The sequence below is a fragment of the Thiorhodococcus minor genome, from assembly GCF_010820565.1.
Lineage (GTDB): Bacteria > Pseudomonadota > Gammaproteobacteria > Chromatiales > Chromatiaceae > Thiorhodococcus > Thiorhodococcus minor.
The window spans coordinates 29,866-55,976 of record NZ_JAAIJQ010000011.1 but is presented as its reverse complement, the minus strand read 5'-3'; the positions used below and the strand labels follow the sequence as shown (position 1 = coordinate 55,976).

General features: G+C 66.0%; 21 protein-coding genes and 2 pseudogenes. 4 read left to right on the top strand and 19 right to left on the bottom strand.

Annotated features, from left to right (window positions below; translation table 11 throughout):
* Positions 1-10: 10 nt before the first annotated feature.
* The 4 genes from G3446_RS05460 to gpmI form a co-directional block, all read right to left on the bottom strand.
* Complete coding sequence (locus tag G3446_RS05460; protein ID WP_164451485.1) at positions 11-2,167, bottom strand: alpha-amylase family glycosyl hydrolase; 2,157 nt, start codon at positions 2,165-2,167, stop codon at positions 11-13.
* 64 nt (positions 2,168-2,231) lie between these two features.
* Positions 2,232-3,242, bottom strand: a complete 1,011-nt coding sequence (gene sohB, locus G3446_RS05455; RefSeq protein ID WP_164451483.1) for a protease SohB — start codon at positions 3,240-3,242, stop codon at positions 2,232-2,234.
* 166 nt (positions 3,243-3,408) lie between these two features.
* Positions 3,409-4,248: a thymidylate synthase gene (locus tag G3446_RS05450; RefSeq protein WP_164451482.1), complete on the bottom strand. Its 840-nt coding sequence runs from the start codon at positions 4,246-4,248 to the stop codon at positions 3,409-3,411.
* A 3-nt stretch (positions 4,249-4,251) separates the two neighbouring features.
* Positions 4,252-5,799, bottom strand: coding sequence for a 2,3-bisphosphoglycerate-independent phosphoglycerate mutase (gpmI, locus tag G3446_RS05445; RefSeq protein WP_164451480.1), 1,548 nt, complete (start codon positions 5,797-5,799; stop codon positions 4,252-4,254).
* A gap of 207 nt (positions 5,800-6,006) precedes the next feature.
* On the opposite strand from gpmI, the gene glgC reads away from it, so the two are divergent.
* Complete coding sequence (gene glgC, locus G3446_RS05440; protein ID WP_164451478.1) at positions 6,007-7,266, top strand: glucose-1-phosphate adenylyltransferase; 1,260 nt, start codon at positions 6,007-6,009, stop codon at positions 7,264-7,266.
* Between the two features lie 171 nt (positions 7,267-7,437).
* Here the strand turns inward: glgC and nikB are convergent, their stop codons facing one another.
* From nikB to cysM, 6 genes are all read right to left on the bottom strand, one after another.
* Positions 7,438-8,361 carry a nickel ABC transporter permease gene (gene nikB / locus G3446_RS05435; protein WP_164451476.1) on the bottom strand — a complete coding sequence of 308 codons (924 nt, stop codon included), beginning with the start codon at positions 8,359-8,361 and terminating at the stop codon, positions 7,438-7,440.
* A gap of 66 nt (positions 8,362-8,427) precedes the next feature.
* Entirely contained in the window at positions 8,428-8,910 is a 483-nt protein-coding gene (locus G3446_RS05430) for a L,D-transpeptidase (RefSeq protein ID WP_164451474.1), read from the bottom strand.
* 555 nt (positions 8,911-9,465) lie between these two features.
* Positions 9,466-11,001 (bottom strand): ABC transporter substrate-binding protein, encoded by a 1,536-nt coding sequence (locus tag G3446_RS05425; protein WP_164451471.1) that lies wholly within the window; start codon positions 10,999-11,001, stop codon positions 9,466-9,468.
* Entirely contained in the window at positions 10,964-11,431 is a 468-nt protein-coding gene (locus G3446_RS05420; RefSeq protein WP_164451469.1) for a CYTH domain-containing protein, read from the bottom strand. The genes G3446_RS05425 and G3446_RS05420 overlap by 38 nt, the downstream gene beginning before the upstream one ends.
* A gap of 46 nt (positions 11,432-11,477) precedes the next feature.
* Entirely contained in the window at positions 11,478-12,809 is a 1,332-nt protein-coding gene (rlmD, locus tag G3446_RS05415; protein WP_164451467.1) for a 23S rRNA (uracil(1939)-C(5))-methyltransferase RlmD, read from the bottom strand.
* Between the two features lie 114 nt (positions 12,810-12,923).
* A complete protein-coding gene (cysM, locus tag G3446_RS05410) occupies positions 12,924-13,814 on the bottom strand; it encodes a cysteine synthase CysM (protein WP_164451464.1) in 891 nt (296 codons plus the stop codon).
* Between the two features lie 226 nt (positions 13,815-14,040).
* Here cysM and G3446_RS05405 point away from each other — a divergent pair, with 226 nt between their 5' ends.
* Positions 14,041-14,448, top strand: coding sequence for an Hpt domain-containing protein (locus G3446_RS05405; RefSeq protein WP_164451462.1), 408 nt, complete (start codon positions 14,041-14,043; stop codon positions 14,446-14,448).
* 13 nt (positions 14,449-14,461) lie between these two features.
* Here the strand turns inward: G3446_RS05405 and G3446_RS05400 are convergent, their stop codons facing one another.
* Complete coding sequence (locus tag G3446_RS05400; protein ID WP_209262279.1) at positions 14,462-14,734, bottom strand: hypothetical protein; 273 nt, start codon at positions 14,732-14,734, stop codon at positions 14,462-14,464.
* Positions 14,735-15,339: 605 nt separating this feature from the next.
* Here G3446_RS05400 and G3446_RS05395 point away from each other — a divergent pair.
* Positions 15,340-15,780 (top strand): flagellar basal body-associated FliL family protein, encoded by a 441-nt coding sequence (locus G3446_RS05395; protein WP_164451458.1) that lies wholly within the window; start codon positions 15,340-15,342, stop codon positions 15,778-15,780.
* A gap of 97 nt (positions 15,781-15,877) precedes the next feature.
* On the opposite strand, the gene G3446_RS05390 is transcribed toward G3446_RS05395, so the two are convergent.
* From G3446_RS05390 to G3446_RS05355, 8 genes and pseudogenes are all read right to left on the bottom strand, one after another.
* Positions 15,878-17,554, bottom strand: a complete 1,677-nt coding sequence (locus G3446_RS05390) for a fused response regulator/phosphatase (RefSeq protein ID WP_164451456.1) — start codon at positions 17,552-17,554, stop codon at positions 15,878-15,880.
* A 95-nt stretch (positions 17,555-17,649) separates the two neighbouring features.
* Positions 17,650-19,299: a SpoIIE family protein phosphatase gene (locus tag G3446_RS05385; protein ID WP_164451453.1), complete on the bottom strand. Its 1,650-nt coding sequence runs from the start codon at positions 19,297-19,299 to the stop codon at positions 17,650-17,652.
* 101 nt (positions 19,300-19,400) lie between these two features.
* Positions 19,401-19,706 (bottom strand): STAS domain-containing protein, encoded by a 306-nt coding sequence (locus G3446_RS05380; RefSeq protein ID WP_164451451.1) that lies wholly within the window; start codon positions 19,704-19,706, stop codon positions 19,401-19,403.
* Between the two features lie 106 nt (positions 19,707-19,812).
* Positions 19,813-20,148 (bottom strand): annotated as a pseudogene (locus G3446_RS05375) (CheB methylesterase domain-containing protein); the annotation flags it as partial.
* Positions 20,144-20,224 (bottom strand): annotated as a pseudogene (locus tag G3446_RS05370) (methyl-accepting chemotaxis protein); the annotation flags it as partial. The pseudogenes G3446_RS05375 and G3446_RS05370, both read right to left, overlap by 5 nt.
* Before the next feature lie 35 nt (positions 20,225-20,259).
* Positions 20,260-20,394, bottom strand: a complete 135-nt coding sequence (locus tag G3446_RS28615; protein WP_280818778.1) for a hypothetical protein — start codon at positions 20,392-20,394, stop codon at positions 20,260-20,262.
* Between the two features lie 13 nt (positions 20,395-20,407).
* Positions 20,408-21,253, bottom strand: coding sequence for a CheR family methyltransferase (locus G3446_RS05360; RefSeq protein ID WP_342450043.1), 846 nt, complete (start codon positions 21,251-21,253; stop codon positions 20,408-20,410).
* Positions 21,254-21,466: 213 nt separating this feature from the next.
* Complete coding sequence (locus G3446_RS05355; RefSeq protein ID WP_164451449.1) at positions 21,467-21,898, bottom strand: chemotaxis protein CheW; 432 nt, start codon at positions 21,896-21,898, stop codon at positions 21,467-21,469.
* Positions 21,899-22,591: 693 nt separating this feature from the next.
* On the opposite strand from G3446_RS05355, the gene mfd reads away from it, so the two are divergent.
* On the top strand, positions 22,592-26,074 hold the full coding sequence (gene mfd / locus G3446_RS05350; RefSeq protein WP_164451446.1) for a transcription-repair coupling factor: 3,483 nt from the start codon (positions 22,592-22,594) through the stop codon (positions 26,072-26,074).
* Positions 26,075-26,111 lie beyond the last annotated feature (37 nt).

Here is a 26,111-nt window from a genome sequence, read left to right as displayed (position 1 = left end):
GCATCCACCCTTAGCGTAAATAGACACCGTCCTCGCCGATCTTGCCGGGTCCATCAAGGACATAGATCCCGGCGGAATTCGCCTTGACGCGAAAGCTCAGCCGACCTTCGGCGGCGATCTCATGCCCGGTCACGGCATCGCGATAAACCCCTGGCCGCACGCCCTCGACGCTGACCTCCTGGTCCTGCCCGATCGCCAGGCCCGCCACGGCATAGCTGCCGCTCTCGGGATGCGATCGCACGAAGGACATGCCACTCCCCCACTCGCTCACCTGCTCCAGCGGGGCCTTTTGCAGCGCGGGGATGGCGCGGCGGATCAGGTTCAGCCGTTGAATGTGACGGTAGAGCGGGTGCGACTGGGTCTGCGCGATGCGCTCGGGCTCGAGGTGATCGCCGAAGTAGGCGCGCCCCGTTTGACTCAGGGTGTCGCGCTCGCCCTCGACGTCCTGTGGGGCACCCTTCATGAACGCGATCTCCTCGCCATAGTAGAGGCAAGGGATGCCACGCAACGTCCACAGTAGATTGTAGGCCGCGGCCGCCATCCACTGCTCACCCTGAAAACGATATTTGAAGTCGTTGTCCGGCCCGACATCGTGGTTCTGCAGAAAGGTGACCAGCTGCGTCACGTCGCCATAGATCCAATCCATGCTGAGGATCTGCGCCGTGCCCGCGTAGGTCCCGCGACTGAGGGTGTCGCGAAAGGTCGAGAAGAGCCCGAAGTCGAGCTGGGGAAAGCCCGAGTCACCGCCGGCGAGCGGATCGCGCGGGTCGTGTCCCAGGCGCGTGTACCACCAGGGACGGATCTCTGAGGGGCCGTTGTCGCCGCCGCCGAGGTCGCCCCAGCCGTAGCCCTTCACGAGATTCTCCCCGAAGACGAAGAGCCCGGGCTTATGGGCCTTCCAGGCATTGACATATTCGAGCAGGTTGTCTCGCTCGATGTGCTTGACGGTATCGATGCGTAGCGCATCCACGCCCATGTCCAGATAGCGGTTGATGGCGCCGATGATGTAATCCTTGACGTTCTGGCGCTCGGTCGCGAGGTCGATGCAGTCGCCCGCCAGGTGCTTCTGCTGCAGCGGATAGGCGCTCTCCCAATCGCCGCCGCAGATGAAGCCGTCCTGGTGATACCACTCGGGATCCAAGTCTGCCGGATCGATGCCGAAGAAACGCCCGGGGTCGTAGCCCGGCCTGGGCACCGTCTCGCCGGTCTTGGGATCGATCAGCGGCTCGCGGCCATCGGGATCGCGCGCGTGGCGCTCGCGGTACCAGTCCGGGGCGACCGGATTGTCGATGTCATCGCGCCCCGGCCAGGCGTAGTTGCCGAGAGTCCCCTGATAGGGTCCGTGGTCGACCCGCCCCTGCTCGGAGCCGTGCGGCACATAGTATTTCGTGGGCAGATGGTCGATATGGACCTTGCCGCGGATGCCGTACTGGCAGGAGTGATTGACGACGACATCCTGGATGATCTTGATGCCCTTGGCGTGGGCGGCGTCGATGAGATCCAGGTAGGTCGCGCCCGGAGACTCCAGCCGCGGGTCGATGCGGGTCCAGTCGTAGGGGTGGTAGCCGTGGTAATCCAGGCCGGAGCGATTCTCCACCGGCGGGGTGATCCAGATCGCGGTGAAGCCGAGGTCGCGAATGTAGTCCAGCTGCTGGATCAGCCCCTTGAAATCCCCGCGCCAATGCGGATCCACGGGCTTTCCCTGGGCGTCGAACTGGATGCGATCGCGGCAGAAGAAGTTGTTGGAGGGATCGCCGTCGTAGAAGCGGGCCGTCAGGACGAAATAGATGGTCTCCTCGCGGAAATCCCGGCGCTCTTCGATCGGGCGCGGCGCCGTGTCCAACGCCACAGGCGCGGCGGCGACCTGCTCCGGCGCACTCCGGGGCGCCGCCTGCGGCTGGGTATCGTGCCAGATGCCTGCTGCGGTCAGCCAGCCGTCCGAGGCGCGGAAGAGGTCCTGCGTCTGACGCCCCTGCCCATCGTGGACCACCAGGCGCACGACCTGGACGCCGCGCAGCCGGATACGAAACCAGTCGTCTTCCACTGGCTCCATCGGGAGCCCTGGCCAGTCCGTCGCGAGGCCTTTGGGATGGCCGTCCCAGAAATGGATGGATATCGTCTCGGCCCAATGGTCCGGGCGCTGGAAGTGGATCACCAGCTCCGTCACTACCCTGCTCCTCGTCGCCAATTGGCCGGAAACATCCGTCCGGCCGCCGGAAAGGATCGCGGCGTCAGCGATGCCAGCTCGTCAGCGCCTGATCGAGGGCGCCCCGCACACTGGAGATTAGACGCTCGATCGGCTTCTTGTGGGCGCGGTACTTGAGCTTCAGGAGCTCCATGTCCTGGCTCGCGCTCAGCAGGAAGTCGTCGCTGGTCTGGATCTCGTCGACCAGTCCCAGCTCGACCGCCCGCTGGCCGTGCCAGTATTCGCCCGTGGCGACAAGCTCCAGATCCAGGCTCGGCCGGTTCTCGGCGACGAAGGACTTGAAGAGCCGATGCGTCTCCTCGAGCTGCTCGCGCAGCTTCTCCCGCCCCTCGTCCGTGTTCTCGCCAAAGACCGTCAGGGTCCGCTTGTACTCCCCGGCGGTGTGCAGCTCGAAGTCGACGCCGTAGCGATCGAGCAGCCGGTGGAAGTTCGGCAGCTCCGCCAAGACCCCGATGGAGCCGACCACGGCGAAGGGAGCGGCGATGATCCTGTTGGCAACGCAGGCCATGAGATAGCCCCCGCTCGCCGCGACCTTGTCGACCGCCACCGTCAAGGGAATGCCCTTGGCGCGAATGCGCGCCAGCTGCGACGCGGCGAGACCATGCTCGCTGACCATGCCGCCGGCATTGTCCAGCCGCACCAGCACCTGATCGCCCTCGCGCGCCTCCATGAGCAGCGCCGTGACCAAGACCCGCAGGGCGCCCACCTCGCTCGCGCGAATGTCCCCATTGAACTCGATGACGAAGAGGCGCTTGGTCGCATCCTCGCTTGCCTTTTCGCGCTCCTTCTCGCGCTTGCGCTCCGCCTTGACGAGCGCCTTGAGCTCCTTCTTGGGCAGGGAGAATTCCTTGATGGCGAAGGTGAGGCTGCGATAGCGATCCTTGAGGTCCGTGATCTCGAGATGCTCCCGCTGCTCGCCGGTCTGCCGTGAGCGGAAGACGAGCAGGATCAGCACGGCCACACCGGCCAGCACCGTCAGCGCCTTGGCCAGGAAGAGTCCGTAGTCGAAGAGCGATTCCAACAGCAAAGTCATCATGAATTTAGGTTTCCTTGAGCCGAGCTTGGTCGGGACTTGGAGCCGCAGAGCGGCGCAAGACATCTGGAGCTGCCCCGGCGACACACCGAAATCCTTTGCGCGCCCTCTGGTCTTTGCGACTCAACCCGTCCCTGCTCGGATCGAGCAAGGAACCTTCGGGCAACCGTCAAACCGCGATCGGCGCACGAATGGCCGGATGTGGGTCGTACCCCTGGATCTCGATGTCCTCGTATCGATAGTCGAGCAGGCTCGCCGGTCGACGCACTAGCCGCAGGCTCGGCAAGGGGCGCGGCGCGCGCGCGAGCTGCGCATAGACGATGTCGTCCGTCAGATGGTTGCGATAGAGATGGAGGTCTCCGAAGGTATGGACGAAATCGCCAACCTCGAGCCCGCATTGATCCGCGATCAGGTGCGTGAGCAGGGCGTAGCTCGCGATGTTGAAGGGCACCCCGAGAAAGAGATCTGCACTGCGCTGGTAGAGCTGGCAGGACAGCCGGCCCTCGGCCACGTAGAACTGAAAGAGGCAATGACAGGGCGCGAGCGACATGCGCCCTGCCCGCACATTGTCCTGCGGCCTCATGGTCTCGTCCGGCAGGTCCGCGGGATTCCAGGCAGAGACGACCAGGCGCCGGGAGTCCGGCCGGGCGCGAATGGTCTCGACGACCTCCGTTATCTGATCGATGACGCGCCCGTCCGGACAGGCCCAGCTGCGCCATTGCGCCCCATAGATGGGGCCGAGGTCGCCCTCCTCGGTCGCCCACTCGTCCCAGATGCTGACGCCCTGCGCCTTGAGATCGCGATTGTCGGTCGAGCCCGACAAGAACCAAAGCAGCTCGTGGATGACACTCTTGGTGTGGATCCGCTTGGTGGTGAGCAGCGGAAAACCTTGGCTGAGGTCGAACCGAATCTGCCGTCCGAAGACGGAGCGCGTGCCAACGCCCGTGCGATCGCCCTTGTCGACACCCTTCTCGATGACTTCGCGCAGCAGATCCAGATAGCTCCGCATGCGTCAGACCGTCGCCGGACCCAGCAGGAGCGAGCGGCCATCCATCACATCCGGCACCGGAATCCCCATGAGATTCAAGACCGTGGGCGCGATGTCCTTGATGCCGCCCCCCACGGACAGACGCCAGGGCACCTCGTCGACGATGAGGCAGGGCACCGGGTAGACGCTGTGCTGGGTGTGCGGCTCGCCAGTGACGGGATCGACCATCTCGTCGCAGTTGCCGTGGTCGGCGGTCAGGATGACCGAGTAGCCGGCCTCCACCGCCGCGTCGATCACGCGCCCGGCCTCGCGGTCCAGGGTCTCGACGGCCGAGATAACGGCCTCGCGCACCGCCGTGTGGCCGACCATGTCCCCATTGGCAAAGTTCACCACGATGAAGGGATAGACCTGCTGCTCGATCGCCTCCAGCACGGCGTCAGCGACCTCGGGCGCACTCATCTCGGGCTGCAGGTCATAGGTGGCGACCTTCGGCGAAGGGATCAGCTTGCGGTCTTCGCCCGGAAAGGGATCGTCCCGGCCGCCATTGAAGAAGAAGGTCACATGGGCGTACTTCTCCGTCTCGGCGCAATGGAACTGCGGCAGGCCGTCGTCGCTCAGGATCTGTCCCAGGGTGATCTTGGGCATGTCGTGGTCGAAGGCGAAGGGCAGACCGAACCACTGGTCGTACTCCATCATGCAGGTCACCTTCACCCCGGTGATCCCGCGCCGGTCGAAGGCGTCGAAGTCCGGCTTGAAGAAGGCCGAGACCATCTGACGCGGCCGATCCTTGCGAAAGTTGAAGTGGATGACCTGATCCCCGTCCTGGATGAGGTCGGCGCCCTCGATGATGGTCGGGCGAATGAACTCGTCGTCCTCGCCCTCGGCATAGGCCATCTCGATGGCGGCTCTGGCACTCTCGGCGCGGCGCCCCTCGCCGTCCACCAGGGCCCGCCAGGCAAGCTCCGTGCGCTCCCAGCGGTTGTCGCGGTCCATGGCGTAGTAACGCCCCGAGACGGTCGCGATCCGACCGCCCGCGACCTCGAGCGCGCTCTCCACGCTCTTCAGATAGTTGGTCGCCGATCGCGGCGCCGTGTCGCGCCCATCCGTGAGCATGTGGACCATGGGCCGCGCGCCCTGGTACTTGCAGAGCTTGATGAGCGCATTCAGATGCCGGACGTGGCTGTGCACGCCACCGTCCGAAACCAGTCCCATGAGGTGGATCGGCCGCCCCGCGGAGGCGGCGGCATTGGCTGCGGCCACCAGGGCGCGATTCTCGAAAAAGCTGTGGTTGGAGATCGCCTCATCGATCAGGACCAAGTCCTGACGCACCACACAGCCCGAGCCGATGGTCATGTGTCCCACTTCGGAGTTGCCCATCTGGCCGTCCGGCAATCCGACGGACAGCCCGGAGGCTTGAATCGCCGTATGGGGGTACTTGGAGAAGTAGCGATCGAAGTTGGGCGTACTGGCGATCGCAACCGCGTTGTTGGCCTTGGACGGGTTCAAACCGAAGCCGTCGAGGATGACAAGCATCACCGGCCGGCGGGGGACTTTCTTCATTGGGTCGCTCATCGCTCAATTCCTCGGAAGGCTGCTATTCTAGCCGGACCGCGAGGGGCGCCGCGAATCTCGCACGCCTTCCCAACCTAGCCCGGGACTCTCGCAGACCGCCCAGGCCTCCGAATGGCGGGAAACCTGTAGACGACAGGTTTATCATTGAGGGCCGCTGAAACCCGAAACAACAGAGAGAGCCTGGCCGCTAGGCTCGCGGAGGACGACATGCATAACGACCGTATCATTGCTTTCGTCATGGCCGGTGGCCAGGGATCCAGACTCCAACCGCTCACGACGGGCCGCTCCAAACCGTCGGTCCCCTTCGGCGCACGCTATCGGATCGTCGATTTCGTCCTGAGCAACTTCGTCAACTCGCAGATCCAGACCATCTATCTGCTGGTGCAGTACAAGTCGCAGTCGCTCATCGAGCACGTCCGCAAGGCCTGGACCATCTCGCCCCTGCTGCAGAGCCAGTTCGTCACCGTGGTGCCGCCGCAGATGATGTCCGGCCAGCACTGGTTCCAAGGCACCGCGGACGCGGTCAACCAGAACATCAATCTCATCGAGGAGCACAGGCCCAGCCTGGTCGCGGTCTTCGGCGCGGATCACATCTACCGGATGGACATCCGCCAGATGGTCGACTTCCACAAGGAGCGCGATGCGGACGTCACCATCGCCGCCCTGCCGGTACCGCTCAAGGATGCCTCGGGATTCGGCATCATCGCCGCGGACGAAGACGGCCGTATCCGAGGATTCGAGGAAAAGCCGGCGAACCCCTCCCCCATGCCGACAGATCCGGAAAAGGCGTTCGCCTCCATGGGGAACTACATCTTCTCGACCGACGTCTTGGTGAAAGCGCTCATGGAAGCCAAGGAGGCCGGAGAGACCGACTTCGGTCAGCATGTCCTGCCCAGGCTGCTGCGCACCCACCGCCTCTTCGCCTACGACTTCTCGACCAACCAGATCCCCGGCATCCAGCCCTATGAGGACGATGTCTATTGGCGCGACGTCGGCACCATCGACGCCTACTTCGAGGCCCATCACGACGTGCTTGGGGCCGAGCCGCCCTTCGACATGTTCAATCCGGAGTGGCCGATCTACTCGAGCAGCTATCAAGGTCCGGTTGCTCGCATCCTGGGTGGGCAGCTGGAGAACACACTGCTCGGCGCCGCGACCATGATCCATTCCGGGACGCAGATCAAGAACTCCATCATCCGTCGCGAGACCGTGATCGAGGAGGACGTGGTGCTCGAGGACTGCGTCATCATGGACTATGTGCGGATCGGTCGCGGGGCGCGCCTCAAGCGGGTCATCGTCGACCGCCACAATCACATCGAGCCCGGAGAGGTCATCGGGTTCGACCGGGAAAAGGACGCACAGCGCTTCCAAGTCAGCGAAGGCGGGGTCACGGTGGTGCCTCAGGGCCGCCTGAGCTACTTCGCCCGCGACGTGCGCGACTCTGGGCGCGGCGGCTATTCGGAATAATCCTGGGCGCGCCGCCCCTGGGAAGGTCGGCCTCCAGGCCCGCTGGGCCCGGCCAAGCCGACCTCGCCGGAAGCTCACCTGTCGGACACCGACCGCCCATGATGCGTGTCGCCCTAGAGGGCGACACTCCCAGGCTGCTCGCGAGCGACGACGCAGCCCCCCTCTACCCGACTACTTACCCAGCCTGACGCGCGGGTCGACCGCGACGTAGAGCAGATCCGTCGCCGTATTGACCGCCAGATAGGTCAGGCTGATGAGCAGCACGGCCGCCTGGACCACCGGGTAGTCACGCGTCTGGATGGCCTCGATCAGGAGACTCCCCAGCCCCGGCCAGGCGAAGACGGTCTCCGTCACCACCGCCCCGCCCAGCAGGGCGCCGAACTGGATCCCGATCAGCGTCAGCACCGGCAGCCAGGCATTTCTCAAGGCATGCCGCCAGAGCACGGCCGCCGGAGACAGCCCCTTGGCGCGCGCCGTGCGCACATAGTCCTCGCCCAGCACCTCCAGCACGCTGCTGCGGACCATGCGGGCCAGAATGGCCGCGAGGCCGGTGCCTAGGGTCACAGCCGGCAGAACCAGGCTCGCCAGGCCTTCGCGTCCGCTCACCGGGGTCCAGCCGAGCCAGAGGGAAAAGACCAGGATCAGCATGGGGCCAAGCCAAAAATTGGGAATGGCGGCCCCGAGCATCGAAAAGCCCATAGCGCCGCGGTCGATCCCACCGCCGCGGTGCTGCGCCGCGAGCACACCCATCGGAAGGGCCAAGACGATTCCCAGCGTCAGCGCGGCGACGGCCAGCTGCAGGGTCGGCCCGATGCGCTCCGCCAGCACCGCCACCACCGGCCGCTGGCTATGCAAGGATGTCCCGAGATCCAGTTGCACGAGACGCCCCAGGTAGTCCAGGTACTGGACAGCGAGCGGCCGATCGAGCCCGAGCGCCGCGCGCAAGGCGGCCTGGTCGGCGGGCCGTGCGCCCTCCCCCAGCATCACGGCGACCGGATCCCCGGGGACCAGGTGGATCAGCAGAAAGACCAGGGTGCAGACACCCCAGACGACGATGAGGGACGAGCCGACCCTGGCGAGCAAGCGCTCAAACACGGCGGCGGCCCGATGCCGAGGTCGCCCCTGGGCCTCCCGGATTCAGGGCCCGCTTCTGAGCAAGGCTCAATCCAGGATCTCCACCGGCGTCCCCCTCGGCGTCCGCTCGAAGAGATCGACCAGCTCGCGGCTGTGCATGCGGATACAGCCGTGCGAGCGCGGCACTCCCATGGGCTCGCTGTCCGGGCAGCCGTGGATATAGATGTAGCGCCTCAGGGTATCGAAACGGCCGCCGCGATTGCGCCCGGGCTCGCAGCCCGTCAGCCAGAGAATGCGCGTCAGGATCCAATCACGCCCTGGATAGGCGGCGCCGAGCCTGGCGTCATAGACCTCACCGGTCGGGCGTCGCCCGCGAAAGACCGCGCCCATCGGACACCCATCACCGATGCGGAGCCTCACCAGATGCAGGCCGCGCGGCGTGCAGCCGCTGCCATTGGCTTCACCCACCCCGTTCAGCCCGGTCGACACCGGATAGCGCGCAAGCACTCGGGAGCCCTGGAACAAGGTCAGCACCTGATCGGGCACATCGATGCGGATTCTTCTCTCCATTGCTCTCTCTTCAGCTCGTCAAGAGCGGCCAGCTGCCAGCGGGCGCCTTGCCGGGCTAGGCGTCGATCATCGATTGGCCCGGTATCCCGCAGGGTGGACAAGCGCAGCGCAGTCCACCGACGCTGGCACGGGATCCGGTGGACTGCGCTCTCGAGACTGTGAAGAAATTCTGCGTAGGTTGGGCTGAGGTACGAAGCCCAACATGGCGACTAGCCTAACGCTTTGATTGTTGGCCCCCCTGCGTCGGCCCAACCTACACCAATCTGCGATCTTCGCGGTGCGCTTGGATTACTCTCACAGTCTCTCTCGCTCGTCCACCGGTCCAACTGACGATCAAGGCCCCACGCTAGTCTGGGAGCTGACCCCGCCGTTCACCCCAATTTTGATGAATCGAACCGCCAAGGCGCAAAGGACACCGAGAAAGACAGAGGCTTGATGGAAGTCCAGCTGTCGCCCGCGGGTTGAGCGACATCACCTTTTCAACGCACTGAAATCCTTCGCGCCCTTCGCCCCCTTCGCGCCCTTGGCGCCTTTGCGGTTCGACTTCCTCTCTGCTCAATGTCGCTCCAAAGTCAGCCGCACGGACTCCAAGCCGTCGTAGTTGCCGTCCGCCGCAAGCTGGTAGCCTCGCAGCTCCGGGCGCCGCGCCAGTACCTGCGACTCGTACCACAGTGGCAGATAGGGCAGCTCATGATGCAGGAGACCCTGCAGCTCGCGATAGAGCCCTGATTGCTCCTGCAAGTCCCGCGCACTACCCGCCGCCTCGATCAAGGCGTCCGCGCGCGCGCTCTTGTAGCGCCCTCGATTCGCTCCCGCGGGCGGGATTGAGGCGCTGTGGAAGGCGTACCTGAAGATATCCGGGGTATTGATCCCGACCCAGGTGAGTCCGTAGAGCTGGAACCGTCCAGCCTTGACGTCCCCGAAGAAGGTCCCCCAATCATAGCTGCGAATGGTGAGCGCAATCCCGATGCGCGCCAGCTGCGCCTGCATGGCGGTCGCGAGCCGGATGCGAAAGGGATCGTTCGAGGTCTTCATGCTGAGCACGAGCGGGCGCTCGGGCCCATAGCCTAGCTCGGACAAGAGGGCACGTGCGCGATCGGGGTCGAAGGCATAGGGCAGGAGCATGGGGCTCCCGGCCCAGTGATCTGGCGGCAAGATCGCCTCCGCCGGTCTGGCGCGGTCGCGGAAGAGGTAGTGGATGAGGGCCTTGCGGTCGATCGCATGCGCCAGCGCCAGCCGAGCCCGTCGATCGCCGGTGACAGGATCCTCCAGATTGAAGCCCAGATAGGAGAAGTTGCGACCAGGTCGCGTCTCGACGTCGATCTGCGGCTGCGCGGCAAGATAATCGACCAGCTCGGGCGAGAGGTCGTTCTGCAGCAGCTGGATCTCCCCACGCAGGAGCTTCATCACCCGTACGCTGGGATCCTTGACGCTGAGCAGCTCCATCACCTGGCCGTCCGCCCGACGCTCCAGCACCAGCCGCCCCGGCTCCGGCCAATCCAGCAACCGAAAGGGGCCGCTGCCAACCGGGGCATCCGTCAGCTTGCGCCCGGATCCCACCAGGTCTGCCGGTAGGATCCCCTCTGCGAGGTAGGCGGGAAACAAGGGGTCTGGCACGGCGAGATGAAAATCGATGGTGTCTGAATCGAGCGCCTCGACAGACGCGATCGCGGCGAGCTGGGCGCGATGCGGGGAGGCATTCGCCGCATCCAGCACGTAGGCATAGGTCGCCACCACGTCGTCCGCGTCGAGTCGCGTCCCGTCGGTGAAGTCGCGACCCTCGGCCCCCAGCCGAAATCGATAGTGGCTGGGGGAGAGACGCTGCCAGGTCGCCAAGCCAGGTACCGGCAGCCGCTGGTCGTCGAATTCGACCAGGCGCCGATAGAGCAGCCGATTGATCCGCTCCGAGGTCGCGTCCGTGGCGAAACGGGGATCGAGGTTGCGTGCCGGCCCGGAGAGGCCGATCCGAATCACGCCGTCGTCCGGCACTCCGCGATCGCACCCCAGCAGCAGCGCGCTCAGGAGCAGCCCCGCAAGCGCCGCTGCCGTCCAGCTACCAGCCTGAGTAAGGATGCTTCGCAAGCGCGGCATTGAAATAGCGCGGGTCGTCCGAGACCTCCTCGCCGGCCCAATCCGGGCGCTGGAAGTCCGCATCCTCGGCATCCAGCTCGATCTCGGCCATCACCAGCCCCTGGTTCTCACCCGCGAAGACGTCCAGGTCCCAGAGGTGGCTCCCGACGCGGACATGGTAGCGGACTTTCTCGATGACCGAGGAGATCGCCATCTCGCGGAGCATGGCCTCCGCATCTTCCACCGGAATGCGGTATTCGTACTCCGAGCGGCTGATCCCGCTGGTCGCCCCCTTGATGGTGAGATAGGCCAGATCGCCCTTGATGCGGGCACGCACCGTCGCCCGCGGACCATCGGCCAGGTAGCCTTGCAGGATGCGCGTCTCTTCCTCGACGTCGGCTCGCCAGCCGTCGCCGCGGACCAGGAACTTGCGCTCGATCTCGACAGGCATGCGGACCTCCTTGGGTCAATTCAGCCCAGACAGGCGGCGCCCCCAGCTAGGACCGGCGCTCGAACAGGGCCATGGACTCGACGTGCGCCGTGTGCGGGAACATGTCCATCACGCCCGCGGCGCGCAGCTCATAGCCCAGGGCATTCACCAGACGGTCGGCATCGCGCGCCAGGGTTGCGGGATAGCAGGAGACATAGAGGATGCGGTCGATGCCGAGCCGCGGCAGCCAGTCCAGCACCTGCAGCGCGCCACTGCGCGGCGGATCCAAGAGGACCTTGGAGAAGCTCTGGCGCATCCAGGGCTGATGGTCGAGCTCGCCATAGAGGTCGGCGGTGTGAAAGCTGGCGTTGCCGATTCCATTGCGCTCCGCATTGGCCAGCGCCCGCGCCACCAGGCCGGCATCGCCCTCGACGCCCACCACCTCGGCCGCCTGACGTGCGAGCGGCAGGGTGAAGTTTCCGAGTCCGCAGAAGAGATCCAGCACGCGATCCCCCTGCTCGACCTGGAGCAGCCCCAGCGCCTGGTCGACCATGCGGCGATTCAGCTCGAGGTTCACCTGGGTGAAATCAGTCGGCAGAAAGTCCAGCTCGACGTCGTGATTCGGCAGACTGAAGCTGAGCGCCGTCTCCTGGCCCGGCAGGGGGCGCACGGTATCGATGCCGCCCTCCTGCAGATAGATGCGAAAGCCCTTGCGCTCGCCCAGCTCGAGGAGCAGGGCCTCGTCCTCGGGTGTGGGCGTCTGCATGACGCGAAAGACCAGGACGCAGGCCGCGTCGCCCATGGCGACCTCGATCTGCGGCAGCTGATCGCGGATGGACATCTGATCGATGGTGTCACCAATGACCTGGAGCCGGTCGCCAACCATGGGGTGCAGCACCTCGCAGCGCGTCAGGTCCGCGAGAAAGGAATTGCCCCGCTCGCGAAAGCCGACCAGAGTCCGTCCCTTCTTGGCGACGCGGCGCACGCCAAGCCGCGCCTTGCGGCGATAGCCCCAATGCTCCGCCGTGAGCGGCGCCAGCCAGCGCTCCGGCTCGACCTTCCCCATGCGGGTGAAGACGTCTTGCAGACTCTCCTGCTTGATGCGGATCTGCGCCTGGGCGTCCAGGTGCTGGAGGCTGCAGCCGCCGCAGACGCCGAAATGCGGGCACTTCGGGTCGACGCGGTCTGGCGAGGCGCTCAGGACCTCCTCGACGACCGCCTCATCGAAACGGCGCTGGACGCGGCGGTAGCGGAAGCGCACCCGCTCGCCCGCGAGCGCGCCGTCGACGAACACCGTCTTACCGTCGACATGGGTCAGACCGCGTCCTTCGTGGGTCAGGGATTCGATCTCGGCCTCGACGGGCGCTTGCGGAATGGGCTTCTTGGATCTTCTCGACACGATTGGCTAATGGCAGTTGGCAGTTGGCAGTTGGCAGTTGGCAGTCATTGGACGCTGACGCCAGCGGCTGGCGGCTGGTCGATTCCAGCCGACAGGGTAGCCGAGACCTGTCGCTCAGGCAGGAAAAACACCGGTCGACAGGTAGCGGTCGCCCCGGTCGCAGATGATGGCGACGATGACGGCCTCTTGCACCTCGGCGGAAAGGCGCAGCGCGGCTGCCACGGCGCCGCCGGAGGATACCCCGCCGAAGATGCCCTCGCGCGCCGCAAGCTCGCGCGCCGTCTGCTCGGCGACGGCCTGGGTGATGTCGATGATACGGTCGACGCCCGCCGGATCGTAGATGCGCGGCAGATAGGCCTCCGGCCAGCGCCGGATCCCGGGGATGCTGGATCCCTCCTCGGGCTGCACGCCGACGATCTGAATCTCCGGATTCCGCTCCTTGAGGTAGCGGCCGGTGCCCATGATGGTGCCGGTCGTGCCCATGGCGCTGACGAAGTGGGTGATCCGCCCCTGGGTGTCCTCCCAGATCTCGGGTCCCGTGGTCTCGTAGTGGGCCGCGGGATTGTCCGGGTTGGAGAACTGATCCAGCCGAATCCCCTCCCCCCTTTGCTCCATCTCGCTCGCCAGGTCGATCGCGGCCTCCATGCCGCCGGCCTTGGGCGTCAACAGGATCTCCGCGCCGAAGCTCTTCATGACGCCGCGGCGCTCCTCGCTCATGTGCTCCGGCATGATCAGACGCATGCGGTAGCCGCGCATGGCCGCCGCCATCGCCAAGGCAATGCCGGTATTCCCGCTAGTGGCCTCGATGAGCAGGTCGCCGGGCTTGATGCTGCCGCGCTCCTCGGCGCGCCGGATCATGTTGAGGGCGGGCCTGTCCTTGACCGAGCCGGCGGGGTTGTTCCCCTCGAGCTTAGCGAGCACTAAATTGCTGGTCTCGCCCGGCAGGCGCCGCAAGCGCACGAGCGGCGTCCGGCCCACGCAGTCTTCGATGGTTGGATGTGGCATTGACTCCTCCGGGGCCGCGCTCAGGACCACGCGACGGCCTGGCAGCAAAGGCACGCAGCTTAAAGCGTCGGGGCCGAGGACGGCAACGGATACGCGGCTAGACCCGGGGCCGGCGATGCCGGTAGAGTTTCGCTTGCACAGCGTCTCGTCCGCATCGAATCTCGCTTGTACGCAAGCGATATCGGACGGCTTCCGCGTCCTAGGCAACAGCATGGAGAGCGCGAAGATGAGCACGAACGAAACAGCGCCCGCTGCCGTCCCCACGGCAATCTACGACGAAGCCGCAGCGCTGGAGAGCGCCGGCGGCGATCGCGCACTGGCCGCCGAGCTCATGTCGGCCTTGCTCGATGGACTCCCCGAGGAGCTGGACGCCCTCAAGGCATGCCTGGCCGAGCACGATTGGCCTGGGCTTGCCGAATACGCGCACCAGCTGCGCAGCGCCACGGGCTACTGTGGTGTCCCGGCGCTGGACGCGGCGATCTCGGCACTCGAGCGCGCCGCCCGCATCGAGGATGCCCAGCGTTGCGACGACGCCTTCGAAGAGGTCCTGCGCAAATCGCAGCTGCTGCTGGCCCGCGACAAGGCATCGGACGAGGCGATGGACCGGGCCGGCCCTTCCCCGCCCACCTTCTAGCTGCCCGAGTCCCTTAGTCGCCCGAGTCCGTGGCCGCTTGGCGCGCATCCACGAGTCCGTTACGCGCAAGAACGCGATAGACCTTCTTACTGATGCGAATGAGCCGCGACAGATCATCGAGGCCAGGCGTCTCGCCTTCACCCAATCGCAGCTCCCAGGCATCCAGCTCGGACTCGAGGTAGTCCAGCAGCTTCCTTGAGCAGCCGTTGCAGTCGCCAGAGCAGATCTGCGCCTCGGCGGACGCGAAGGGCATGCGCGCGCGGATCTCCGCGATGAGACCACGCATCGCCGTCACGCTATCCGGTTTTCGCGACCGAGGGCGCTGATCGGCCAGTCCCTGAAATGACATCATTCCTCCGCGCAGCCTGTGCCGCAGGCGCAACGCCGAGCCGCGCAAGCTGGTTTCAGGCTTCCCGCAAGCCAGCCGGCACGCGCCTGGCGCTCCGGCAGCCCCGCGAGCACGCACACCAAGCTCGGCTTCGCGGCCAGAGCGCTTCTGATTGCCGCCCTCCCATGATCGCCGCTCTCCCATTCCTGCCCCTCATCGGCATGACTGGGCTCGAAACGACACCATTGCGCGCCGGGCGCGATGCCGTCAAGCAGAGGCCGCAAGCCTCCTGGCTCTTACCCGCTAGAGTCGACGCACTCACCCTAGGGCCAGCGCATGCGTCCATCGGGCGCTCGACCTCGCCCATGCCCGCCAGGCCCAGTGGCGATCTTTCGGGTTGTTGACGCGCTTAACAGTCGGGATGCCCCTGATTGCCTTAGGCTGTGAGGGCATGTTGGCCCATTGCCAACCCTTTCGAACCGGCGCCGATGAGAGACAGCCGTCAAGGCAGGGAGCTGAAGGCTCTCCTCAGGATCCATACCAGCGCAAACGCGAGGTAGAGTATGAAATCGATATGCAGTGAGAAATCGATCAAGCGCGCGGCAGCCATGGTCCTCGCCGCCTGTCTGTCATTTCCTGCCATGGGCACCCTGGCCAGTAGTGGCAGTGACCCCATGGGTGCCGGCTTTCCCGGCTACATGGAGCTCGACCCACCCATCGTGGTCAACCTCGAGCGCACGCGTGGCTCCAAGTATCTGCGTGTCGACATCCAGCTCTACATCGAGAGCAACGAGGAGGCGGATCTCGTCACGCACCACATGCCGCGCATTCGCGACCGCCTCATCAGCCTGCTGGCCGGACGCGATGGCAGCACGCTCATGACCACGGACGCGCGCGAGACCCTGCGCAGCGAGCTGCTGACCGACCTGCGCGAGGCCATGACCACCCAAGCCGGACAGCCCGCCATCAGCGGACTCTATTTCACCGGGTTCATCGTGCAGTAGCGCGTCGGGAGGCACGCGCCTCGCCGGGGCTCGCCCTCTGCAAAGAGATCCGAGTCAGATCCACGCGCGAGGGTGCGAGGCCAGTCGAATCAGGGGCTCACCAGAGGTAGTGAGCCTCGATCATGCCCTTGTCGGCGTCATAGCGCACGGAGTGGCAGAACGCCTCCAGCCCGCCCGCGAGACCATTCGCGGGGCCTGAGCAGGAGCGGCCGGACCGCCAGGCATCGGCTGATAGGCGGCCGCTCGCCTGGATGACGAAACGCCCGCCATGGGGCAGCGGGTCGAATTGGATCAGGACCTTGAGCGAGCCGCCATGGCGAGCGGAAACGGCTGGATTTCCAGATCGGCGCATGGATCCGCCGTGCTGCTCGCAGAGCTGGCTCAGAATCTCCTCCAGCACCTCGGCTTGCCGGTCCAATCCGTCGAGCAGGCCGAGCGGAGCGAGTGCGGTCTTGAGGGGGAAGAGGCCCTCCGCCTGGTCGGACCCGAGCTCGACCGACCAGCGCCAGCCGCCGCGCCACGCCCGACCGACCTCCAGCGCGGCGGAATCGAGCGGAGACGGACCGATAGCCAGCTCGAGCAGCGCCGCGTCGTCCACGAGCGCGGCGCTGCCGCAGTGACGCTCCCAAGCCGCGCGCAAGTCGCCGAAGACAGGCCCTCCGTGCGGCCATACCTGGAGGTGCTGACTCAGCCGCCCATCGCCGAAGGCCACGCCATCGGCGTCGACGGCCTCGATCACGCCATCCGAGAGCAAGAGCAGACCGTCGTCGTCCTGAACGCTCAAGACACGGGGCGCATCGCTCGGCATCAGCTGCGGCAGGACACCCAGCGGCGATGCATGCGAGGCCAGCTCGGTCAGCCCGCCGCGGGAGCGCAGCCAGCCGCTCGGCATCCCGCCGTTCCACCAGGTCAAGCGCCGCCCGTTTCCACAGATGCTTACCATGGAGGCGGCCATGAAGCGATCGGACGGCAGAATGGCGTAGAGCTTGCAGTTGACCTCTTCGAGGACCTGAAGATCCTCCACGCCCTTGAGCGTCATGGCATGGAAGGCCTCGGCCACCGGCAGCGCACCGATGGCGGCACCCAGCCCGTGCCCCGTGATATCCGCCATGAGAATGCGCAAACCACCGTCCGGCAGGCCCTGCGTCAGCACGAGGTCGCCGTTGAAGGTCGCCGCCGAGCATTGCATGAGCGCAATGGCCTGGGTCTCGACATTACGGCTGTTGATGGCTCGGCTGAAGACACGCTCCGCCAGGCGCTGCTCGGACTGCTCGCGCTCCAGTAGCTCGGCGAGCGGCTCGCTGCTCGCCGCCATGGTCCGCTGCAGATCCCTGAAACGCTCCGTGATCATCACGCGCGCCTGTAGCAGCTTGAAGCTCAAGGGCTTGGTGAGGAAATCGTCGCCCCCCGCCCGAATGCAGTCCATCATGGACGCCTCGTCGGCCAGGGAGGTGAGAAAGATGATGGGCACGAAGTCGCCCTCGGACATGGATCTGATGCGCCGGCCGGCCTCCATCCCATCGATGCCCGGTATGACGACGTCCAGGACCACCAGGTCGGGCCGCAGGGCCGCGAATTGCGCGAGCGCCTCCAGGCCATTGCCGGCCGTCCCGACCGCGAATCCCATGCGCTCGAGCATGCGCTGCAACAGCAGGAGATTGCCGGGGTCGCCGTCGACCGCCAGCGCCTTGCCGCGCCAGCCCGCCACCTGTACCGAGGGTGGGTCGGGCCGAGCCTCCTCGGCTGAGCAGCAGTGGGCGATTGAGGACTGCATCTGATGAGCTCGAAACCCAGGGTCGAGGAGCGCTGTTCGGAGCGTCCATCGGGCCTGGACGCGGGCGCAGCGAAACGGTCGGGATCCTTGCTAGGCTACCACCGATAGGTCGCCTCGACCTGTGAGCCATTTCCCTGAAACTCCAAGGTGTCGCACAGCTCCCGAGCCAACGGGATGCCCCGCCCCCAAGGGCGGGCGGGGTCGCTCCAGAGCGCGCGGACCGACTCCTCGCTGAAGCCCTCGCCCGAATCCCAGATGCGCAGCCAGACGCAGCCGCCCTCGCCGCTCGGCTCGAATCGGATCTCGACAGACACCCGAGCGCCCCGCAGGTCGTCAAGCCGCCGCGCACGCTCGCGGTAGAAGGTCGCGAAGCCCTCGCTCGTCGCCTTCAGCGATGAATCCAGCTTCAGCACGCCATGCTCCAAGGCATTGGAGTAGAGCTCGGTGAAGATGGTCTCGAGCGTGACCATTTCCTTGCGCAGACCCTCGGCAAGGCCCAACGGATCCAGCAGCGTCTCGAGCGTTGGCTGGCTCTTGAGCCGCTCGTCCTCGAGCACGATGGCGACGTCCCAGCCCACGCGCGGACGCTGACCGGATAGGCGCACACGCCGCGCAAAGATGCTCGGCTCGATCGGCAGATCGACGATCGCAATGTCGTCCGCCTGCTCGGTGCCCGCGAGATGCGCGTCCAAGGCCTCCCGCAGGGTCGGCAGAAGAGGCATCCCGGGCGCCCAAGACGCCAGCGACTGGCGAAGGCCGGCGTGCACGAACATCTCGTCCTGGGTGTCATGCGCCTCCAGCAGCCCGTCCGTCATCAGCAGCAGACGATCGCCGCGACGCACGTGGACGCGGCGCGCGACCTCGTCACAGGGCAGATCGGGCAGGATTCCCAGCGGCAGGGCATGGGCCGTCAGCTCCCGCAGCCCGTTCGCGGTCCGCAGCCAGCCGCTCGGCATGCCGCCGTTCCACCAGCGCAGCTCGGTGCAGCTCGCCGGCACAGTGACCAGGATCGCGGCCATGAAGCGGTCGGTCGGGAGCAGCTGGAAGAGCTTGCGATTGAGCTCGGTCAGCAGGGAGATATCGCTCACGCCCTTGACGGTCATGGCGTGAAAGGCATCGGCGATCGGCAATGCGGCCACGGCTGCAGCCAGACCATGTCCGGTGAAGTCGCCGACCAGGAGCCGTAGACCGCCGTCCGGGAGATGCTGCGTCAGGACGATGTCGCCGCTGAAGATGGCCGCCGAGCGCTGCAGAAGGTCGAGCCGATCCATGACGACATTGCGCTCCTCGACCGCGCGGCTGAGCACGCGCTCCGCGAGCGCCTGCTCGACCCGCTCGTTCTCGAGCATGGCGGCGATGGTCCGCTTGCGCTCGCTCACGCGGTGCTGGAGCTCGCACACGCGCTCCATGACCATGATGCGGGCCTTGATCAGGCCCGGCTCAAGCGGCTTGAGCAGGAAATCGTCCGCGCCGGACTCGACGCTGCTGAGCAGCAAGGCCTCGTCCCGCTTGTGCGCCAGCAGCATGATGGGGAGGAAGCGCCCAGCGGCGAGCCGCTTGATCTCGCGCGTCGCCGCCAGCCCGTCCATGCCCGGCAGGTCGGCGGCGATGAAGAGGATGTCGGGCCTGCGCCGGTCGAAGTCGGCGATGGCCGCTTCGGCGGTGGCCACCTGCGCGGAGAGACAGCCCTGCTCGCGCAGCACTGCCGCGATCAATTCGGCCTGCGCGGGATCCGGCTCGACCACCAGGGCGGATCTCGGCCTGTGCCCGAGGGATTCGCCGCGACATCCCGCAGCGTCAGGCGCTAGCGGCTCGGGTGGCATCGGCGATGCCTGCATCGGGCCGCCTATCCCACCGTGAAGAGCTTGTCGAAATTGGCGATCTTGAGGACGCGGGCGACATCTTCGTTCGCACCCGTGATGCGCACGCGCTTCGGATCCGCCCCCACGAACTCACGAAGCAAGAGCAGCATGCCGAGTGCGGAGCTGTCGAGATAGGAGGCATCGCTCAGATCGACGACGAACTTGGTCGACTTGCCGCTAGCGTCCTTGTAGGCCTCCCGGAAGGCCTTGTGCTGCGAAAAGTCGAAACGGCCGTCGACCGAGATGATGACCTGCGACTTCTCGGCATCCGAGCGCGCTGTGACACCCATGGCTTACTCCTCGTGCGGTTGATGGATGAATCCGAAAGAGTGGCCAGCCGCCGGCGGCCGGCTTCCGGCCTTTGACTTGAGGCGCTTTTCGCCTCGGCAAGAAGCCTCACCCCTGAGCCTTGGCGCCCCTCAGCAGCGCCTGTGCGATCTTCCGCAGCGGCAGCACCTCGCTCGCCCCGCCGCGTTTGACGGCCTCGCCCGGCATCCCCCAGACAATGCTCGTCGCCTCGTCCTGGGCGATGGTGTGGACGCCGATCTCGCGAAGCTCCAGCAAGCCCGCGGCCCCGTCGGCGCACATGCAGGTCAGCAGCGCGGCGGCCGCATTGATGCCCGCCGCCTTCGCAACCGAGCGAAAGAGCACGTCTAGGCTCGGCCGATGGCGATTGACCTGCTCGGCCTGACTGAGTCTGCAAACAGATCTGGCGCCGACGCGCGCGAGCTGCTCCGCGCCCCGCCTCGCCGGCGCGCGCCGCTTCGATGGGGGCATTGAGGGCGAGCAGATTGGTCTGACGCGCGATGCGCTTGGCACCGTCGAGACGCGGCAAGATGCCGTTCATCTGGTTGGAGAGGTCGTCGATCCGGTGGTGGAGACATAGTATTCGCACGGCAGAATCTTGACCGCTTCCATTTCGAAATGTCGGTCGTAGTAGAGGTTCGGTGCCAGGACTTCTTCGAATGTATGGTCCACCGCGGTCTCGATCTCACTTCGCGGCAACGGGGGCGTAGACGGTCTTGCCCCGCAGGCTGAACAGATCGGCCGCATGGATCAGACTCTCAGAATGACCGACGAACAGCAGCCCCTCCTCATGCAAGAGCGGATGGAAACGCGCGAGCAGCTTGTATTGCGTGGGCTTGCCGAAATAGATGAGCACATTGCGGCAGAAGATGGCATCGAAGCGGCCACGCATCGGCCACTGGCCATCGAGCAGGTTCAGGGGGTGGAAGCTCACCAGCGCCCTGAGCTCCGGGCGCACCCGCACCATGCCGGCCTTGTCACCCTTGCCGCGCTGAAAGAAACGCTTGCGCGTCTCCGCCGACAGCGTCTCGGCGCGCTCGATGGGATAGATCCCCTTGTAGGCCTGCTTGAGGACAGTGGTGTCCAGATCCGTCGCCAGGATCTTGACCGGCGGCGTCCAGGTGCCGAAGGCGTCGATCATGGTCATGGCCATGGAATAGGCCTCCTCGCCGGTCGAGCAGGCCGGGGACCAGAGCGCGACCTGGTCTCGACCGCGGCCCTTCGCCTCCAGCGCCATCTCTGCCAAGATGGGGAAGTGATGCTCCTCACGGAAGAAGGAGGTCAGATTGGGGGTCAGCGAGTTGGTGAAGTGCTGCCACTCCTCCGGGTTGGCGTCGAGGAAGTCGAGGTATCCCTGGAAGGTCGCCAGACCCTTGGCGCGCAAGCGGCGCGCGATCCGGCTGTAGACCATATCCGCCTTGCCGTCGCTCAGGGAAATCCCGGCATGCTGGTAGATGAGGCCGCGGATCAGCTCGAAATCCCGCGCCGTGAAGGCGAGCTCGCGCTCGCGCATGGCTGTTTCAGACGACAACTGAGAAGATCCTCTTCTGACGGTCATTCCGATCGGCGCATAAACACTCGAAATGAGACCGGGCTGCGATCAGGCCGGGTGCCATCGGCCATCCTGAACGGAAACTTGGAAATCCCTCCGAATCGTCCTCCGTGCCGGGCAGCCGTCGAGGCATGTCCCAGGCCGCTTCCACCTCGGCGCGTGCGTGATGGCGAGCGAGGCGTCCCCGCCACATCAGGCCGCGGCGGTCTGCACCTGCTCGACCAGGCCCATCTCGCCACTGGTCATGAGCTTCTCGATGTCGACCATGATGATCATGCGCTCGTCCAAGTTCGCCAGCCCGTCGATATCGTCCGTATCCAGCACGGCGCCGAGCCCGGGTGCCGGGCTGATTTGGCTGTCGCTCAAGGCGATGACATCGGAGACGCCATCCACCACAATGCCGGCGACACGGCCGGCGATGTTGAGGATGATGACCCCGCGCATGTTGTTCACGCCCCTGATGAGCTCCGGCGAGTTGGCGATCTTGGTCACGGCGTCGTAGCCGCGGATCTCCTGCACCTCGAGGATGTCGATCGCGCACTCTTGCTCACCCAGATCGAAGGTCAGGGGCTCGCGCCTGCTATAGCTTGCGATTGCGGTCCCTTCCAGGCTGATCTCGCTCATTTGCGCCACTCCCGTGAATTGATTGCGTCCGGCGGTCCGCTCAGAAGGAGGCCATCTGGCGAATGGACGGAGAGTCATCCACTGTGAGAATCGTCTTAGCCATGGCATGCGCCCTGAAGATTGCTGCGGTTCTGAATTTGGAGAAGCGACCCCGCAAGGCCCCACCCCATCCCTGTCGATCGCACCGCCGCGCCCCCACCCCGCCGAAGGCAGGCCGAGACGCAAACACCGAAATGGACCGCACATCGCCGCCAGGTCGACGATGAATCCCTCTGCACTTATAGTTTTTGGGTTAACCTGCTACAACGCGCGCCAGGGACCATTTCCCGTTTCATTGAACCGCGTCACAACTGTGCAACGCGCTGCACGTCATCTCGGATGGACGTCACCGCTTGCGAGCCCAAGGCCCCGGAGCGGCGCGCATCCGGCTCGATCCGAGCCCGGCCCATCACTCCAGCACAGCCAGTGTCCCCGATGCGACGTCGGCGATGCGTGAACTGCGTCGCCCCATGCATCCTCGATCTCTAGCCGGTCCGTCCAATCAAAGGAATCTGCGGCCTAGCGCGGGCTGGCCCCGAAATTCGCCGGCTGGCGCCCGAGATCCAAAGGACTCCGCCTCGGACGGCCTGCATCCGTGATGCTGCTATGCGAAAATCCCGTCCTGTTTCGCTGACCTGAGGCCCGACCCAGACGATGCATTCGGAGGCACAGACCCGGCTCCATACCCCGCTCGACCCACCCTTGCCGCAACGCCCTGGCGAGCGTCTGCTCTGGGGTCGCCTCTATGGCTCCGGCGCCGCGCTCGCGATCGCCAGCGCCGCGAGGAAGCACTCGGGGCTGATCCTGGCCTTGACCCAGGACGTGCAGGCCGCCGCCAGCCTGAGGGCCGAGCTGGCCTTCTTCCTGGCGGGGACGGATCTCCAGATCCTCGGCTTTCCAGACTGGGAGACCCTGCCCTACGACGTCTTCTCACCGCTGCCCGAGCTGGTCTCGGAGCGACTGCTGACGCTCCAGCGGCTGCCAGGGGTGCAGCGCGGGGTCTTGGTCGTGCCCGTTCCGACGCTCATGCAGCGTCTGCCGCCACGCGCCTACGTCGACCGGCACTCGCTCGTGCTCAAGGTCGGCGATCGGCTGGATCTGGACCAGACGCGGCAACGCCTGGAGCGCGCCGGCTATTCCTTCGTCTCTCAAGTTATCGGACACGGCGAGCTCGCGGTCCGCGGCTCCCTGCTGGACGTCTTTCCCATGGGCAGCCAGGTCCCGCTGCGCATCGACCTCTTCGACGACGAGGTCGATACCATCCGCACCTTCGATCCGGACACCCAGAGGTCCAGCGACAAGATCGATCAGGTCCGGGTACTGCCGGCGCGCGAGTTTCCGCTCGACGAAGACGGCATCGCCGCCTTTCGGCAGCGCTACCGCGCCGCGATCGAAGGCGATCCCAAGGGGAGCCTCATCTACCGCGAGGTGTCGAGCGGAAATGCGCCCGGCGGCGTCGAATACTATCTGCCGCTGTTCTTCGAGGAGACGGCCACCCTGTTCGACTATCTGCCGGACGGGGCCTTAGTGCTCGAGCCGGCGGACTGCCGCGAGACCGGAGAATCCTTCTATCAGAGCGTGGAGCAGCGCTACGAGCAGCGCCGCCACGACCTAGAGCGTCCGCTCCTGCCCCCGCAACGCCTCTATCTGATGCCCGATCAGCTCGCGGGTGCCCTGAACCGGCACGCCGGCGTCCTCTACCAATCGCCCGAGATCCCCGAGCGCCGACGCGGCTACGCGGGTATCGCCAACTTCGCGACCACCGCACTGCCGCCCCTTGCCGTGCAGGCGCGCGCCGCCGAGCCAGCGCAGGCGCTCAAGGGCTTTCTGGACAGACCGAGCTTTCGGGTGCTCTTCGGCGCCGAGAGCACCGGCCGCCGCGAGATGCTAGCCGAGCACCTGCAGGGCTTCGGAATCCAGGCACGCCAGGTATCCGGCTGGCACGCTTTCCTCGACGGCGACCAGCGCCTTGGGCTGACGGTGGCCCCGATCGAGCAGGGGCTGCTGCTCGAGCAGGCGAACATCGCCATCGTCACCGAGACCCAGCTCTACGGAGAGCGGGTTCGCCAGGAGCGCCGCCAGCGTGCCCGCGAGCGCGACAGCGACGCCGTGGTGCGCAACCTCACGGAGCTGACCGAGGGTGCTCCCGTGGTGCACGAAAATCACGGCGTCGGGCGCTATCTCGGCTTGCAGACGCTGGACGTCGGCGGCATGACGACGGAGTTTCTCGCCCTGGAGTACGCCAAGGGCGACAAGCTCTACGTGCCCGTGAGCTCGCTGCACCTGATCTCGCGCTACACCGGCGCCTCGCCGGAAAGCGCCCCCTTGCATCGCCTCGGCGGCGACCAGTGGGACAGGCTCAAGCGCAAGGCCGCCCAGAAGGCGCATGACGTCGCCGCCGAGCTGCTGGACATCTACGCACGCCGCGCGGCACGCCAGGGCGTGGCCTTCCCCAAGCACGGCGAGGAGTATGCCGCCTTCGCGGCCGCCTTCGAGTTCGAGGAGACGCCGGATCAGCTGCGCGCCATCGAATCCGTGCTGGACGACATGGCCGCGCCCAAGCCCATGGATCGCGTGGTCTGCGGCGACGTCGGCTTCGGCAAGACCGAGGTCGCAATGCGCGCCGCCTTCATGGCGGTCAACGGCGGCCGTCAAGTCGTGGTGCTGGTGCCCACGACCCTGCTCGCCGAGCAGCATTTCGAGAACTTCTCCGATCGCTTCGCGGACTGGCCCGTCCGGGTCGAGAGCCTGTCGCGCTTTCGCACCGCCAAGGAGCAGAAGAAGATCCTGGAAGGCCTCGAGGCCGGCACCGTCGACATCGTCGTGGGCACGCACAAGCTGCTGCAGCCCAGCATTAAGTTCAAAAACCTGGGGCTGGCCATCATCGACGAGGAGCACCGCTTCGGTGTCCGCCACAAGGAGCAGCTCAAGAACCTGCGCAGCGAGGTCGACATCCTGACCCTGACCGCGACGCCGATCCCGCGCACCCTCAACATGGCCATGTCCGGCCTACGCGACCTCTCCATCATCGCCACGCCGCCGGTCGAGCGGCACCCCATCAAGACCTTCGTCAGCGCCTGGAACGACGGACTGCTCCAAGAGGCCGTGCTGCGCGAGCTCAAGCGCGGCGGCCAGGTCTACTTCCTCCATAACGAGGTCGAGACCATCGAGAATCAGGCGCAAAAGCTGGAGGCCCTGGTCCCGGAGGCCCGCGTGCAGGTCGCCCACGGCCAGATGCGCGAGCGCGACCTGGAGCGCATCATGCGCGACTTCTACCACCAGCGCTTCAACCTGCTGGTCTGCACCACCATCGTCGAGAGCGGCATCGACGTCCCCAGCGCCAACACCATCATCATCAATCGCGCCGATAGGCTCGGCCTGGCTCAGCTCCACCAGCTGCGCGGACGCGTCGGGCGCTCCCACCACCGCGCCTACGCCTACCTCATCACGCCGCCGGCCAAGACGATGACAGAGGACGCCAAGAAGCGCCTGGAGGCCATCGAGTCGATGGAAGACCTAGGCGCGGGCTTCACCCTGGCGACGCACGATCTGGAGATCCGCGGCGCCGGCGAGCTGCTCGGTGACGAGCAGTCCGGACAGATCGCCGAGGTCGGCTTCACCCTCTACATGGAGCTGCTGGAGCGCGCGGTCGACGCCCTCAAGGCCGGCCGCACGCCGGAGCTGGACCGCCCGCTCGACCACGGCGCCGAGATCGACCTCGGCGTGCCCGCGCTGCTGCCGAGCGATTATCTACCCGACGTCCACGCCCGCCTGGTCATGTACAAGCGCATCGCCAGCGCCGCGGACAAGGACGCCCTGCGCGAGATCCAGGTGGAGATGATCGACCGCTTCGGCCTGCCGCCCGACCCGGCCAAGAACCTGATCGACATCACCGAGCTCAAGCTCAAGGTCCAGCCCTGGGGCATCCGCAAGATCGAAGCCGGCCCCGCCAGCGGACGCATCCACTTCACCGAGACTCCCAAGATCGACCCCGCCAACCTCATCCGGCTGGTCCAGACCAAGCCCAAGGAATTCAAGCTGGATGGCGCGGACAAGCTGAAGTTCTTCAGGGAGATGGCCGAGCCGGAGCAGCGGCTGCGGCAAATCACGGCGGTCGTGGAGCAGTTGGTGGGATAGCTACACGGGGCGCGGCATCGGAGCGAGCGCCCCAGCC

Excerpts from the sequence above, each read along its gene's own strand:
- sohB (WP_164451483.1), bottom strand. The coding sequence starts at position 3,242 with ATGATGACTTTGCTGTTGGAATCGCTCTTCGACTACGGACTCTTCCTG.
- G3446_RS05450 (WP_164451482.1), bottom strand. The coding sequence starts at position 4,248 with ATGCGGAGCTATCTGGATCTGCTGCGCGAAGTCATCGAGAAGGGTGTC.
- gpmI (WP_164451480.1), bottom strand. The coding sequence starts at position 5,799 with ATGAGCGACCCAATGAAGAAAGTCCCCCGCCGGCCGGTGATGCTTGTC.
- glgC (WP_164451478.1), top strand. The coding sequence starts at position 6,007 with ATGCATAACGACCGTATCATTGCTTTCGTCATGGCCGGTGGCCAGGGA.
- G3446_RS05430 (WP_164451474.1), bottom strand. The coding sequence starts at position 8,910 with ATGGAGAGAAGAATCCGCATCGATGTGCCCGATCAGGTGCTGACCTTG.
- G3446_RS05425 (WP_164451471.1), bottom strand. The coding sequence starts at position 11,001 with ATGCCGCGCTTGCGAAGCATCCTTACTCAGGCTGGTAGCTGGACGGCA.
- G3446_RS05420 (WP_164451469.1), bottom strand. The coding sequence starts at position 11,431 with ATGCCTGTCGAGATCGAGCGCAAGTTCCTGGTCCGCGGCGACGGCTGG.
- cysM (WP_164451464.1), bottom strand. The coding sequence starts at position 13,814 with ATGCCACATCCAACCATCGAAGACTGCGTGGGCCGGACGCCGCTCGTG.
- G3446_RS05405 (WP_164451462.1), top strand. The coding sequence starts at position 14,041 with ATGAGCACGAACGAAACAGCGCCCGCTGCCGTCCCCACGGCAATCTAC.
- G3446_RS05400 (WP_209262279.1), bottom strand. The coding sequence starts at position 14,734 with ATGCGTGGTCTCATCGCGGAGATCCGCGCGCGCATGCCCTTCGCGTCC.
- G3446_RS05395 (WP_164451458.1), top strand. The coding sequence starts at position 15,340 with ATGAAATCGATATGCAGTGAGAAATCGATCAAGCGCGCGGCAGCCATG.
- G3446_RS05390 (WP_164451456.1), bottom strand. The coding sequence starts at position 17,554 with ATGCAGTCCTCAATCGCCCACTGCTGCTCAGCCGAGGAGGCTCGGCCC.
- G3446_RS05380 (WP_164451451.1), bottom strand. The coding sequence starts at position 19,706 with ATGGGTGTCACAGCGCGCTCGGATGCCGAGAAGTCGCAGGTCATCATC.
- G3446_RS05355 (WP_164451449.1), bottom strand. The coding sequence starts at position 21,898 with ATGAGCGAGATCAGCCTGGAAGGGACCGCAATCGCAAGCTATAGCAGG.
- mfd (WP_164451446.1), top strand. The coding sequence starts at position 22,592 with ATGCATTCGGAGGCACAGACCCGGCTCCATACCCCGCTCGACCCACCC.